This is a genomic window from Kitasatospora sp. NPDC034533, from assembly GCF_055575155.1.
On record NZ_JBVITE010000108.1, the window covers coordinates 1 to 12,893 of the forward strand.

Annotated in this window: 16 protein-coding genes and 1 rRNA gene; 7 read left to right on the forward strand and 10 right to left on the reverse strand. The window is 70.9% G+C overall.

The window, feature by feature from the left end:
- Positions 1-75: ribosomal RNA gene (gene rrf / locus ACZ55U_RS37455) — 5S ribosomal RNA — on the forward strand; the annotation flags it as partial.
- A gap of 58 nt (positions 76-133) precedes the next feature.
- Here the strand turns inward: rrf and ACZ55U_RS37460 are convergent.
- The 7 genes from ACZ55U_RS37460 to ACZ55U_RS37490 all read right to left on the reverse strand — a co-directional run bounded on the left by ACZ55U_RS37460 (position 134) and on the right by ACZ55U_RS37490 (position 4,743).
- A complete protein-coding gene (locus ACZ55U_RS37460; RefSeq protein ID WP_465533828.1) occupies positions 134-985 on the reverse strand; it encodes a JmjC domain-containing protein in 852 nt (283 codons plus the stop codon).
- Entirely contained in the window at positions 982-1,413 is a 432-nt protein-coding gene (locus ACZ55U_RS37465; RefSeq protein ID WP_465533830.1) for a hypothetical protein, read from the reverse strand. The genes ACZ55U_RS37460 and ACZ55U_RS37465 overlap by 4 nt, the downstream gene beginning before the upstream one ends.
- A gap of 72 nt (positions 1,414-1,485) precedes the next feature.
- Positions 1,486-1,731 (reverse strand): DUF397 domain-containing protein, encoded by a 246-nt coding sequence (locus tag ACZ55U_RS37470; protein ID WP_465533832.1) that lies wholly within the window; start codon positions 1,729-1,731, stop codon positions 1,486-1,488.
- Between the two features lie 134 nt (positions 1,732-1,865).
- A complete protein-coding gene (locus tag ACZ55U_RS37475; protein WP_465533834.1) occupies positions 1,866-2,714 on the reverse strand; it encodes a helix-turn-helix domain-containing protein in 849 nt (282 codons plus the stop codon).
- The gene (locus ACZ55U_RS37480) at positions 2,711-3,457 is read right to left on the reverse strand and encodes a DUF6879 family protein (protein ID WP_465533836.1); all 747 of its coding nucleotides are present in this window, start codon (positions 3,455-3,457) and stop codon (positions 2,711-2,713) included. Before ACZ55U_RS37480 ends, ACZ55U_RS37475 begins: the two co-directional genes overlap by 4 nt.
- 136 nt (positions 3,458-3,593) lie before the next feature.
- On the reverse strand, positions 3,594-3,794 hold the full coding sequence (locus ACZ55U_RS37485; protein ID WP_465533838.1) for a DUF397 domain-containing protein: 201 nt from the start codon (positions 3,792-3,794) through the stop codon (positions 3,594-3,596).
- Between the two features lie 10 nt (positions 3,795-3,804).
- The gene (locus ACZ55U_RS37490) at positions 3,805-4,743 is read right to left on the reverse strand and encodes a helix-turn-helix domain-containing protein (RefSeq protein WP_465533840.1); all 939 of its coding nucleotides are present in this window, start codon (positions 4,741-4,743) and stop codon (positions 3,805-3,807) included.
- Between the two features lie 124 nt (positions 4,744-4,867).
- Here ACZ55U_RS37490 and ACZ55U_RS37495 point away from each other — a divergent pair, with 124 nt between their 5' ends.
- The 4 genes from ACZ55U_RS37495 to ACZ55U_RS37510 all read left to right on the forward strand — a co-directional run bounded on the left by ACZ55U_RS37495 (position 4,868) and on the right by ACZ55U_RS37510 (position 6,609).
- On the forward strand, positions 4,868-5,239 hold the full coding sequence (locus tag ACZ55U_RS37495) for an ATP-binding protein (RefSeq protein ID WP_465533842.1): 372 nt from the start codon (positions 4,868-4,870) through the stop codon (positions 5,237-5,239).
- Positions 5,236-5,481, forward strand: a complete 246-nt coding sequence (locus ACZ55U_RS37500) for a hypothetical protein (RefSeq protein WP_465533844.1) — start codon at positions 5,236-5,238, stop codon at positions 5,479-5,481. The genes ACZ55U_RS37495 and ACZ55U_RS37500 overlap by 4 nt, the downstream gene beginning before the upstream one ends.
- Before the next feature lie 42 nt (positions 5,482-5,523).
- The gene (locus ACZ55U_RS37505) at positions 5,524-5,820 is read left to right on the forward strand and encodes a hypothetical protein (protein WP_465533846.1); all 297 of its coding nucleotides are present in this window, start codon (positions 5,524-5,526) and stop codon (positions 5,818-5,820) included.
- A gap of 123 nt (positions 5,821-5,943) precedes the next feature.
- Positions 5,944-6,609 (forward strand): hypothetical protein, encoded by a 666-nt coding sequence (locus tag ACZ55U_RS37510; protein ID WP_465533848.1) that lies wholly within the window; start codon positions 5,944-5,946, stop codon positions 6,607-6,609.
- Between the two features lie 375 nt (positions 6,610-6,984).
- Here ACZ55U_RS37510 and ACZ55U_RS37515 read toward each other — a convergent pair whose 3' ends face one another.
- Together ACZ55U_RS37515 and ACZ55U_RS37520 are read right to left on the reverse strand one after the other, a co-directional pair.
- The gene (locus ACZ55U_RS37515; RefSeq protein WP_465533850.1) at positions 6,985-7,656 is read right to left on the reverse strand and encodes a DsbA family oxidoreductase; all 672 of its coding nucleotides are present in this window, start codon (positions 7,654-7,656) and stop codon (positions 6,985-6,987) included.
- Positions 7,657-7,833: 177 nt separating this feature from the next.
- Positions 7,834-8,043 carry a hypothetical protein gene (locus ACZ55U_RS37520; RefSeq protein ID WP_465533852.1) on the reverse strand — a complete coding sequence of 70 codons (210 nt, stop codon included), beginning with the start codon at positions 8,041-8,043 and terminating at the stop codon, positions 7,834-7,836.
- An 840-nt stretch (positions 8,044-8,883) separates the two neighbouring features.
- Between ACZ55U_RS37520 and ACZ55U_RS37525 the strand changes: the two genes are divergently transcribed.
- Positions 8,884-9,750, forward strand: coding sequence for a hypothetical protein (locus ACZ55U_RS37525; protein WP_465533853.1), 867 nt, complete (start codon positions 8,884-8,886; stop codon positions 9,748-9,750).
- A 111-nt stretch (positions 9,751-9,861) separates the two neighbouring features.
- Here ACZ55U_RS37525 and ACZ55U_RS37530 read toward each other — a convergent pair whose 3' ends face one another.
- Entirely contained in the window at positions 9,862-10,578 is a 717-nt protein-coding gene (locus ACZ55U_RS37530) for a chitinase (RefSeq protein WP_465533855.1), read from the reverse strand.
- A gap of 239 nt (positions 10,579-10,817) precedes the next feature.
- Here ACZ55U_RS37530 and ACZ55U_RS37535 point away from each other — a divergent pair, with 239 nt between their 5' ends.
- Positions 10,818-12,749, forward strand: a complete 1,932-nt coding sequence (locus tag ACZ55U_RS37535) for a tetratricopeptide repeat protein (RefSeq protein WP_465533857.1) — start codon at positions 10,818-10,820, stop codon at positions 12,747-12,749.
- The last annotated feature ends 144 nt before the right edge of the window (positions 12,750-12,893 follow it).

Sequence of the window (12,893 nt, forward strand, 5' to 3'; positions counted from 1 at the left end):
AACCCGGAAGCTAAGCCTTTCAGCGCCGATGGTACTGCAGGGGGGACCCTGTGGGAGAGTAGGACGCCGCCGAACAATTCTTCAGAAAGAACCCCCATCCGGTTTCCGGATGGGGGTTCTTCGCGTTTGTGGCTCAGGCGAACTGGTCGAATTCGCCGGCCTTGGCACGGAGGACGGTTGCGAGCAGCCGTGCCGAGGCTGTTCGCTGGGCGGGACCCCACGCGGAGGGCATGCCGATGGGAAGCGCCTGGCGCATCCGGGGATCGGAGACAGCCTGCTCGATGAGCCGCTGGGCGAGCCAGTGGTGGGTCAGCTCGCGGATGGCGAATGTGAGGTGGAGGGACGCGGCCTCGCCCACCGAGTAGGGAGCGTGGATCCAGCCACGCGGGACCCACAGGGTGTCGCCGGGGTGGAGGGTGGCTTCGAAGTCGGCCGGCGCCGTTCGGACGTGGTGCCGCTGTTCGTCGGTGAATCCGGTCTTCGGGAAGCTCAGGTGCTCGGGGGTCGGGTTCTCGATGACCGGGCGATGGGTCGGCCAGGTCTTGGAGCCCTCGACCTGGCCGACCAGGACGGGATAGGAGTCCCAGTGGTGACTCAGGCCCCGGGCGCCGGGCTGGGTCAGGTAGGCGCTGACGTGCATCGGGTGGCCCAACTCGGCCTGGAGGCCGGTGTGCAGGGCTGAGACAGCGGGGAAGACGCCCTGGATGTTCCGCAGGGAGACCGTGTCGCCGCCGTCGTGGCGTTCCCAGACAGCTGAGGGGATGATCCGGTCATTCTCGACGTACTGATCCTGGGGCGTGATCTTGCCGTCCCTGATCAGCACGATCTCGTCCGGCCGGATACACCTCGCGTCGATGGCGGCCCGGATCTCGGCAGTGGTGAGCGGTGGGGGCTCGTGCCACCGGGCCTGGTTGGTGCGGAACGGGAGCGCCGGCCACGCGGCCAGGACCTGGGAGGCATCGTCGACGAAGAGGTCCAGGGTCATGACGCTCCAAGAGCCGCGGTGGCTCGGGGGTCCGGGCAAGGGATGGACGGCCAGACCCGATTGGGGCAGCAGACCGCGGCCAGGTGGACGAAACGCGGGCCGGCCTCCTGCTGCCAGTACGACCACACCACGTCGGAGCCGCCGGTGAGGGCTTCGGCGGCGTACTCGGCCCGTGATGCGAGGGGGAGCTGCTCGGCCTGGGCGGGCGGCGGAGGGCTCTCCTCGTAGCGGGACTGAAGCCAGGCGACGGTGTCGTCCGGGGTCGAGAGGGTGGAGGAGACCAGCGGGGGCGGCTTCAGCAGCCACCAGCCGGTCATCATGGGAGGAGTGGTCGAGGTCCTGAAGCCGGTGTCGGGTACGGGTCGTCGTGGGGCCTCGTTCTTGAGCTGCTGCCCGTCACCGGACCACAGGTAGGTGTGCCAGTGCACGTGGTGCCTCCGAGAGTCGGGTCGGGCCGCCCCGAGCGTGACTCGGGGCGGCCCGGTGAGGAGACGGGTGGGTCAGAGGGTGATGCCCTCGGCCAGCGCGAAGCCGCGCACGAAGTTGACGAGCTCCGAGCGGCTGACCCGGATGGCGCCGTTGACGCCCGGGTTCTCGGAGTGGCCGAGCGCGAACGCGTCGGCCATGCCGGGGACGGCGGCGACGGTCAGGCAGGACTCGTCGTTGTCGTTGCCCTGGTTGCCACCGCAGAAGGCGTGGAAGTCGACGCCGGTGAGGTCAGCCGCGTAGAGCGCGGTCACGTCCATGGGATCACAACCCTTCGTCGCGAAACGGTTGGGAGCGCGGGCGCCGGGCCGGACTTAGCGTGACGGCCTGGATCGTCTGCGTGACCACCTTGGCGCAGGCAGGGGAAATCTCCAACAGGATTTCTGAGGATTTCTCAGATCCAGCTCTCGGCGACGTGGGTGAGCAGTCGTCGAGCGTCCGAGTCGTAGAGGGCACTGGGTGCCAGGAGGTCGAAGACCTTGCGGTACTGGGCGACTTCCTCGGGCAGGCCCAGCCGCAGTTCGGCGCTGATCACCTCGACGACGACCTGTTGATCGTCGAAGATGCAGAAGCCATGTGCGGGGGTGACCGGAAGGCGGCTGCGAAACGGCACGATGCCCAGCCGTACGGCGGGGAGTGTTGTGGCCGAGACCAACCGGTCGATCTGGGCGCGCATGACGTCTGCGGAGGCGGTTCCGTAGCGGAGGGCGGCCTCGGTGATCAGGATGTGCCAGCGCCGATTGCCGGGTGAGTACAGCAGCTCCTGGCGGGCGAGACGGGCGGATACGGCAGCGTCGGTGTCCGGCGAGACATCGTGGAGCAGGGCACTCTCGCGGAAACGGGCGGCGGCGTAGCCGGCCGTTTGGAGGAGGCCTGGCACGCAGGACGACTCGAAGGCGCGGATGGTTTGCGCGCTGGCTTCCAGGTCCGCCCAGGACTGCTGGATGGCGGCGTGGCCATGGTGAAGTTCGTGCCGCCACTGGGCGTAGCGGCTGTCCAGATCGCGGAGCAGGACCACGAGCTCGTCAGCAGCTTCAGGGAAGCCGCAGGCGGCTGTCCATGCGCGGAGGTCTTCCACGGTAGGGGACTGGCGCCCGAGCTGGAGCTTGGAGACCTTGCTGGGGGGCCAGCCGAGAAGGGACGCCAGGGTGCGGCCGTCGAGCTCGGCCGCCGTGCGGATTGCCCGCAGGCGGCGGCCGAGCTCCAGACGGGCCTCATGGACCCCCTGACGTGCGGTGCTCAACGCGGCGGATGCTCCTTGACAAAGTCCTCGTACCGGCGCGCGTGGTGGAAGGCCGCGTCGAGCCAGCGGGCATGCTCGACGACCACAGCAGGGTCCGTCACGATCTCGGCTCCGAGCGACTGTCCAGTATCGGTGAAGTGCAGAATCGCCAGTGTATGCGAGTCGAACAGCCAGAAGTCCCGGTCGGGTAGGGCGAGGTCGTTCGCGGTGGCACGGTCGAGGTATCGGATGTCCTCTCCGGCGCTGGTGTTGTGACTACAGAGGAACAGTTCGAAGCGCAGGTAGTCCGTCAGGTCAGGCGGGACGATGCGGACACGGGCGATGGTCTTGCCACCCTTGGTGTGTTCGCGCATGGTGTCCAGCCATGGGGAGAACCAGCTGACATCGACATCGGATCCGTTGAGGAACTGCTCGAATGACTCTCGCTCGTTCTCGATGTCGTAGTGAGTCCGGGTTTCGAGACGCCGAGCGGTGTGGGCGAAGTTGCGGAAGAGCGCGCCGAAGGCCTCGCCGGTGAGGAGCTCGGAGGGCAACGGTTGGGGCCGCTTGGGCGAGAACCGTTCCAGCAACTGGCGGGGTACTTCAACGACATCCTCGTCATCGGCGAGGTCGCGCAGATCTCCGCGCACCGGATCATCGGGGGCGATCCGCTTGCCTTGGACGACGGCGGTGTCGCGGTCGGTTTCGTAGATCGAGGGGCAGTTGCCCGTGATGCTCGTGCTTCCCACGAACCGCAACTTCATGGTTGCTCCTCCAGGAGAAATTTCTCCAAGTTTCGCGCTCGGCTGGGAGGGCGGGGAAGGCTGGAACCAGCCAATGCGGGAACGGCGCCGCCCGCTCGTTGGGGGCCAACGAGCGGGCGGGGGAGGCGAGGTGGCCTCAGGTGAGGTGGTCGAAGTCGCCGGCCTTGGCGCCGAGGAGGAAGGCGCGGAGCTTGGCGGCCGAGGTAGTGACGATGACGTCGGGGTCATCGGATTCGCGAAGGTGACGAACGTCCCCGATGCTGGCCGCGAGTTCAAGGCAGCTACCGCCCTCGTTTGTGCCGCTGAACGATGACTTTTGCCAACGGAGTTCGGACATCAGAAGCCTTTCAAGCTTGCAACAAGTAGAGGAGATGTCGAATGAGGCCCCATGAGTCGCGCGAGGAAAGCGTTGTCAAGGACTGGTCGACAGGCGGCAATGCCAGCTCACTCAGCTGGTTGAAGGTCTTTCGGTAGGTCTCGATCGAATGCTGGTCGCCAAGATACTCGGTGTGGCTGGGGTGATCCACGATGACCGTGGAGAGCTTCGGCGATCCGGGGTCGACCAGCACGAACTGGCTGGTGTAGGGCGGCTTCTCCGCAGCGGTGAACGGCAAGACCTTAATGCTGACGTTCGGTAGCTCTGAAATCTCCAGCAGGTGCACAAGCTGCTCCCTCATGGCGGTATCGCCAGGGAAGCGCAAACGCAACGCTGTCTCGTGGATCACGAATCGGAACTCGCGGCGTGGCAAGTCTGTGAGAATGCGCTGCCGTTGCTTCCGGAACTCGATTTCGGCTTCTACGTCCAACTTGCGGTGCTGGTCGACACCTTCGTACATCGCCGTGACGTAGGCGGGCACCTGGAGAAGCCCCGGAATGTAGAAGGTCTCGAAGTTGTCGAGCTGAGCCGCACCGTGCTCGGCCTCCGCGAGATCGAGCAGCAAGGTTGGGACCCTGTCCGCGAAGTCGCTCCACCAGCCCTTTCCGTTACTCCGGCCCATGTCAGCGAGCTTCGCGCGGTAGGCCGCGTCGGTGCACCCGTACGCGTTGAGCCAGATTTCAAGGCGCTCGGAGTTGAGACTGATGCGCCCGGCCTCGGTGTGGCTCACCGCGGGTCCCTTCATTCCCACAAGCGCGCCGGCCTCGGGCGCTGACAACCCTGCCGCCATGCGCAGGCGTTGGAGCTCCTCCCCGAATCGCCGTTGCCGCTGGCTGATCGGTCCCTTGTACGCCACAGGTGGTCCCTTCTCGTAGGTGAAGTGTTTCGCATGGGCCGGGTGGCTCGCCATCGAACGTGCAAGCCTGCACGTTCGATTGCATGGATGCCCCTCAATCCCCTACCGTCAGTGTTGCACCGATCACATAGCGGAGTGTCCGCTTTGTCGATTCCTCCTCCCTCTCCTGGGGGCTCTCATGCGTGCTTGCAACCCTCCTGACTGGTCCACCGCTCGTACCGAGCTGTCCGACCTCCTCACCTCCGCCGGGTGGCGACCCTCCGTCATCTCCGATGCCGAACTCGCTCTCCACGAAGTCTTCTTCAACGCATGGCGGCACGGGGGCAGCCCTGCACCCCTGGTCGTCGTCGCTCTCGCCGACCACCGACTCCGGGTCTCGGTCGCGGACAACAGCCCGGTCCTCCCTGACCCCCACCTCCCCGCCGACCTGCTCGCCGTCTCCGGCCGGGGCCTCCACCTCGTCCGCGCCCTCACTCACCGCTTCGGTGCCGAACCGCGCAAGGACGGCAAGGTCGTCTGGTTCGAGCTGTTCAAGGAGGCCACTGCGTGAAGCTCCAGCCGCTGAAACCCTCCGACCAGCGGATCCGCTCCTGCTCCGAGCAGGACATCCGCGCCCTCCTCGGTGAAGTTCACGAGCGCGGCGGGAAGTTCGGTCTTTCCTTCCCCGACGCCCGCACGGACACCCACGACGGCCAGGTCGTCGTCCGGTTCGGCCTGGCCCCGGCCTCCACCCTCCTGAACCTCCTCTCCCTCCTCCTCGACGCTGACCGCGAGCGGCCCTGTGGTTCCTGACCACTGCGTTCAACCTTGCAAGCCCGACGATGGGGAGCCCCGATGAACGCGCTCGACCCGGCCGCTGATCCCGAGGTCGCCAATGCCCTCGCCGCCGCCAACTACGCCGTGGCCACGGCCTTCAACACCGTCTTCGGCGTCACCGTCGCCCCGCCCGTCTCCGATGACTTCGACTGGCCGACGCTCGACGACTTCGTCCACGAGCTGGGCTTCGCCGCAGACGACTCGGACACCGCCCTCAACCTCTACCGCCTGCTCTCCGCCGTCCAGCGCATCGCCTACCGCGAAGCCGCGGGCCGCAACTCCCCCTGGCAGGCCACCCGGCTCAACCCCCGATGAGCGTGCGGCTGCCGCCCCACCCCTCGGATGCGGGCTGTGAGTAGGAAGTCGGCCCGTCCGACTTCCTACTCCGCCCGGAAAATCCGCAGGACAGGCAGCCACAACCTCCGGTACGACAGGCCGGTGAGACTACGAACGAAGATCCACCGGGTCCGCCTCGGCCGGGACGAGTACCGGGTTGTCACCCCGGTGCGGCAGGCAGCGGGTGCCTTCCTTCACGCGAGCCCGGGTGCGTGGTCCATGGACCTGCACCTCGACCGCCAGGGCGCCGAGGACCTCGCCACCGCCTGGGCTCTGGCCGCCCGGTCCCGGCGCTCCTTGATCCACCTGCCTTTGCGCACCAACTCCGGCCCGGTCGGCCTGCCCGACGTCCCGCCCCAAGACCGGCTGGACCTCCTGCTCGTCCACCACAGCATCGGCTTCCCGCCCTCCCGCTGGAAGGAGCTCCGAGCCCGCCTGGGCGCCGGCACGCCGCACACCGTCGACCTCCCCGACACCGTCTTCCCGCCCGAGGGCGCGGAGTCTTCCTTCGCCGACTCGCGGGACGAGCTCCGTTTCGCCGGGGCCGCCCACACGCTCGTGGTCACCGGGAGCGCCACCACCTTCCGCCGGACGGGTGCCGAGCTCCACGGGCTCAGCCGTGAGGCCCCCGGCTGGCGCTTCGGGTGGCGGCCCGACGCGCACTACTGCGTCACCCTCGCCCACGAGCGCTGGGGCTCGCCTCACGCGGCCAAGGGCGTGCCGTCGAGCCTGCACGTTGCGTACGCCCATCGCTGGCAGGTCGGGTGAGTGGGAAGTCGGGCGGGCCGACTTCTTGCGCCGGCGGCGCGCTGCTGCTTCGGGGCGTGGGTGAACGTTTCTGCTGGCGGGGCTCTGCCTCGTGTGCCCGCTGGCTGTCGCACCGGGGGAACAGGAAGTCGGGCGGGCCGACTTCTTGTGCGGGTGCTGTTTCGCGGTGGGGCGTGGGTGATCGTTTCTGCTGGTGGGGCCCGTCTCGTATGCCTGTGGGCTGGCGGGCTGGGTGCGTGGGAAGTCGGACGGGCCGACTTCCTGTGCGAGGGCTGTTTCCCGGTGCGGTGTGGGTGAACGTTCCTGCTCGTGGGGGCGCGCCGCGTACGCCCATCGCAGGAAGTCGGCCCGTCCGACTTCCTGCTCCGGCGATGCCTACTTCTTCGGCGTGAGCGGAGTCAGCGGCAGTGCCGCCCGGCTCTCCCAGGCCTGCTCCAGCGCTCGGCTGAACGTTTCCGCAGGCTCGGCGCCGGAGACGCCGAGTCGCCGGTCCAGGACGAAGAACGGCACGCCCGTCGCCCCCATGGCGCTCGCCGTGGTCTCGTCCTCGCGCACCGCCTCCGCGTACGCCTGCGGATCGGCCAGGACGGCCTCCGCCGCCTCGCCGTCGAGGCCGGCCTCGACGGCCAGCTCGACCAGGCGGCCCTCCTCGAACGCCGAGCGCTCCTCGGCGAAGTTCGCCCGGTACAGCGCGTCCAGCAGTTGCCCCTGGCGGCCGTGCTCCTTGGCGAAGTGCAGCAGGCGGTGCATGTCGAAGGAGTTCGCGGCGTCGCGCCCCTCGCGCAGGTACGGCAGGCCCTCGGCGTGCGCGTTCCCGGCGATCCGGGCCTCCGCCGCCTCGGCCTGCTCCAGGCTCATCCCGTACTTGGCGGCGAGCAGCGGCACGACCGGACGGGCCTCCCGGGGCGCCCGAGGGTCCAGCTCGAAGGAGCGGTGGACGACCTCCACCTCCTCGCGGTGCGGGAACGCCGCCAGCGCCTGCTCGAACCGGGCCTTGCCCACGTAGCACCACGGGCAGTTGATGTCGCTCCAGATCTCCACGCGCACGGCGCCGCACTCCTTCCAGCCACGCGCGGACCTCCCGCGCCTACGCTGGGCGGAACACCTTCGGGCACCTGGATATTTCTCCCCCTGAAACATCTGGCCCACCGGTCGGCGGCCTCCTGCCTCAGCGCCGTTCCCAGGCCCCGCGCTCGGTGTCCCACCGGCCGGGCTCGCGCTCGCTCAGGGCCCGCGCCTCCGCGATGCCCGCGCCTCGGCGATGCCCTCGGCGGAGCGCCCGGCCTTCGCGAGCGGACCAGCCAGGTGTGACGCGGTGCCGAGGCCGTCGATGAGCTCCAGCGCCCGATCCGGGCGGCCCGCCTCGGTCACCAGGCCGGTCGCCTTGTGGAAGGAGGCTCCCTTCGGGGTGCTCGTACGTGGGCCGTCCGACATCGACGGCCTCGTCCAGGCGCCCCCGGCGGGCCAGGAAGGGCATGAGGCACCGACGGGCCTGCCGACCGTCCGCTTCGAGGGCCTCGTACAGGACGGCTTCGGCCTCCTGGAGCCGCCCCTGCTCCTCCAGCGCCTCCGCGCACCGGGTCAGGGCGAGTTCCGCGTGCTCGCCGGTGGCCGGCTCGCGCAGCGCGTCGATCCGGCACCGGCGGGCGAGGAGGTCGGCGTACAGCCGGGCGACGCGCGGGACGACGCAGGACCGGGCCCAGCCGCCGGATCGCCTCGTCCGCCCGGCCCGTGCGCTCCAGGACCCGGCCGTACAGCACCAGCACCTCCGACGGCTGGTGCCGGCACTCGCGCGGACCCCCGGCCGCGGAGCGCCGGCAGCCCGCCGTGCCGCCCAGGGCCCGCTCGGCGCACCGGGCGAGCAGTTCCAGGACAACGGGCGTCACGGCCTTGTCCCCTGGTCAGGTCGACCAGTTCCTCCAGGATCCAGTGCGCTCCGAGGTGGGGCGTGAGCACCTCGACGGCCTCGTCCACCCGCCCGGCCTCCTCGGTCCGGCCGCCTCCTCGATCCGGCCCTGCCGGACCATGATCGTGGCGGACTCCCGCACGGCGAACGGCCGGCCGACCGCGACGGACGGTTCCGGACCGCCATGGCCCGTTCGAACCCCCAACCGCGCACAGCTCACCGACGGCCGCCTCGGCGCAGGACCACTCACCGCGGTCCCGGACGGTCCCGATCAGCAGCTCCGACTGCCCCTGCCGGGCGAGAGCGTCGAGGTTCACCGGGCCAGGCCGTGTGGCGGGGGCGGCGTCCCGCTCGGAGATAATCGGCGGATGTCCGCCACCTTCATCGACCTGGGATTCGTCACCGCGCCGTCCGGGGTGGTGGTGCTCGGCATGGCCACGTGGATCGACGAGTGGCCCCGGATCGGCGAGCCCTTGTCGGTGCGAGCCGGGGTGGCCGCGAAGGCGGGTGGCGGGCACCTGCGGGAATGGGAGTACGAGGCGTTCGCCGTGCCGGCCGCCGCCGGCCGGCCGCTGGCGGTGCGGGCCACCGCCGAGCCCTCGGTGTTCGACGAGGAGCCCACCGTCGCGACGCTGGAGGTCGAGCTCGGCCTGCCCTGGCCCGAGGGTGCGGAGAGCCCGGTGCTGCTCGGGGACCTGCCGGTCGACCGGGGCGGCATGGTGGTCGGCGACTCCGTGGGGCTGGACGCGTGGACGGGGCCGGAGGACGAGCCGGCCGACGGGCTCGCCGACCTCTCCTACTGGGGCCGCCACGAGGACGAGGCGCACGCGCGGTTCGGCGGGGAGCGGATCCCCCAGCACGGCGGCGTCCAAGGGCCGTACGGGTGGCTCGGCCTCCCGGTGGCGGAGGCGGTCGCGCTGGAGGCCGAGATCAGCACCTGGCGGGGCGGCGTGCGCGGCGAGGGCGTGGCCGCCATGGTGGAGCCGCACGTCGACTACTTCCGCTTCCGGCGGGCCGGCCTGCACCACCCCCTGAAGGCGGGCGTGATCGAGGTCGGTGGCTGCCGGGTGCTCGGGATCGACTGGTGCCAGGGGGACCACTCGCTCCGGCACCACGGCGGGCGGGACTGGGGTCAGGCCTTCCCGGTCACCCTCGAAGCCGACGGGGAGGGCGGGACGGTGCTGCGCTGGACCATCCCGCCCCACGACGAGGACGAGGGTGCGGAGGAGGTCTGAGGCGCGACTTCCACGAGGCCGGTCCGGCACGGACAGGGAGACGGAGGCCGGACCGGGGGAGCGGGAGGTCGGGCCGGCCGGCTTCCCGCTCCACGCCGCCGACGGGGCCGGTCAGCAGGAGATGTTGCCGCCGCCCACGTTCGTGCCCAGGGTGCCGACGAACTTCCTGAACAGGTTGATCCGGTCGTCCCGTTGGCCCGGGTTCTTGCCGTCGCACTCCAGCGCGCCGTTGATGGTGCGGATGGTCTCGCCGAAGCCCTTGTTGTTGACGATGGCGTCGTGCGCCGTCATCCGCCCGGCGCCGGTCTGGGTGTTCCAGAACCAGAGGGCGGTCTTCCAGGAGACGGCCGGGTCCTTCTCGACCTTGTACGGGTCGTGCAGCAGGTCGATGTGCAGGGCGTCGCCGGCCGCCTTGTAGTTGAAGTTCCAGCTCAGCTGGAGCGGGCCGCGCCCGTAGTACGCGGACTGCCCGGCCGGACAGCCGTACGGCTGGGAAGCGTCGCAGTAGTGCGGGTAGTTGGCGGTGTTCTGCTCGACCACGAACTTCAGCCCGCCGGTCTCGTGGCTGACGTTGGCGAGGAAGGCCGCCGCCTCGCGCCTGCGGGTGGCGTCGTCGCCGGTGGTGGCGAACTTCGGGTAGGCGCTCAGGGCGTCGGTGAGGCCCTTGTAGGTGTAGAAGCCGTTCCGGTTCGGGAACATCTGGTTGAACTGGGACTCGCTGACCACGAAGGAGCCGGCGGCGGAGGCCGGGGCGGTCTGGCCGGCGACGGCGAGGGTGCCCAGGACGGCGGCGGAGGCGGCCAGCGACAGGGTGCGCGAGAGCTTCATCGATCTCCTCGGATCCGGTTGGCGGGACGGGCACTTCGCTCGCGAAGAACCCCGGCCATCGTGGTGGCTCGACGACGCGCCCTGAAGCCCCGGAAAGCCAAACCACCCGTACGAGTCGTATCCGACGCAAGGTGTGGACGGCCGCCGCCGCGCCAGTGATCACCGGGCTGTCGGCCGGACCGGATAGCCTCCTGCGGAGCGGGACGGAACAGGGCGGACCACCGGGGGAGCAGGGGCGGATGAGCGGTCACACCGGCGACGAGGGCGACGAGCGCCTGGCGGCCGAGGGCGAGGCCGCGGTGGCCCGGCTGGCGATCGACTCCGGCGATCTGGCGCACGCCGCCGAGCACCTCGGCGACGCGATCCTCGCCGACCCCCAGTTGCCCGAACTGCACGAGGCGCTGGCCGAGTTGTGCGCGGCTGCAGGTGGCCCGGCGGCGGCCCGGGAGCTGTTCCCGCTGGACGGTCAGGTGTACCTCGGTACGGCGGTCTGCCGGGCCCACGTGGAGGCCGCCGCCGGAGACTGGGACACCGCCGTCGGCCTGCTCGCCTCCGCCATCCGGTACGAGCCGAACCGCCCCTGGTCGCACGCCGCCTGGCTCGCCCGCGAGGACCTGCCCGGCCTGGTCGACCCGGACGCCGTGACCCAGGCGGTGGCCCGGGCGACCGGCTCACTGCCCGACCCGCTCCCGGCCGAACCGGCGGACGCCGTGAGGCCGTTCCACGACTTCGTGCTGGCCGTACTGGCCCACCACGGCGACCACGTGCCGCTGCTCGCGATGGCCTCCGGCCTGACCCGCCGGCTCGGCGACACCGCCCGCGCCGTCGAACTCGCCGACCGGGCCCACCGGTTGGCCCCCGGCTACCTGCCCGCCGTGATGCTCGGCAACGCCCTGCGCTCGGCCGGCCGCCCGGAACAGGCGCTCGCCGTCTGGGAGGCCGAACTGGAGCGGACGGCCCCGGACCGCGACGACAACAGCGGTTACCTCGCCGTCGACGTCGCCGAACTGTACGGCGCCCTCGGCCGCCCCGCCGAGGGCCTGCCCTGGCTGGACCGGGTGCTCGCCGCCGAGCCCGGCCACCCCAAGGCCGGCCCGGCTCGGTACGGACTGCGCCACGCCCTCGACGGCGACCCGGCCCACCTCCTCGGCCTGGCGGACCACCACCGCGCCCACCCCGACCACGAGTACGCCCAGGAGCTTCTGGAGCGGCTGAGCCACCGGGAGCCCTGGCTGGGCCTGGTCTCCGGCGCCACCGAGGCCACCATCAACGTGCTGCACCAGGTGCTCGCCGCCCCCGGCACCAACCGCGACACCGAGATCGAGTGCACCGCCTCCACGGTGGAGCCGCCCAGCTCGGTGCTGGCCGTCCGGCTCGCGCTGCCGCGCTCCACCGTCGGCTACCAGGCCGTCGGCGAACCCGACCCCCGGCTGCCGCTGGCCGAGTCCTCCGTCCGGATCTGGGAGTGGGACGGCACCGACCCCCGCCCGGCCGTCGCCCCGCCCGCGCCGCGGAGCGCCGAACTGGTCCGCGCCACCGCCGAGATCTTCTGGCCGACCGTCCCCGCCGCCTACGACCACGCCGTCCGGCTGGCCGGACTGCCGCTGGACGACCTGCTCGGCGTCCTGGTCCACCCGCCGGCTCCGAGGGAGGACGAACTCGGCCGCGCCCTGCTGTCCCACCAGCCCGAGCTCTGGGTGCGCGCCGTCCAGGTCTTCGCCTGCCTCGGCATCGCCCACCACCGCACCGACCAGCCGTGGGAGGACTCCGAGCGGCGCCGGGTGCTGCGCGGCCTGCTGCTCGGGCCGGAGGACTGGGTGGTGGAGGCGGCCGGCTTCGCGCTGGTCGCGGTCGGCTGGACCGAGCCGCGGACCCGGCCGGACGTCGCCGACCTGCTCAGGCAACGGCTGCACCACGGCGCCCGCGCCCGCCGCACCCGGGTGGTGACGATCCTGCGCTCGCTGTCCGCGCTGGTGCTCGTCGCGCCCTGGATGTCCGAGGAGGACCGGGCGCTGGCCCGGCACCTGACGGCCCGGGAGGACACGGCCGACGCGGGGGCGGAGGCGGAGAACGAACCGGCGCAGGCGCCGGCGCAAGAGCCGGAGGCGGCGGGGGCGGCGGAAGCGGCGCCCCGCCCGGGGCGGCTGCGCCGCCTGTTCGGCAGGCGCTGAGGGCGAAGGCCGGAGCGGGCGGGCCCGGAACGGACGGGCCCGGGCAGCACCTAGATGACTGATGCCAAGGGCTCGCCTGCGCGCATGACATGAAGCGAGGGAGTCCAAAGATCGGTTGTGACGCCTGATCTGGACTCCCTCGCC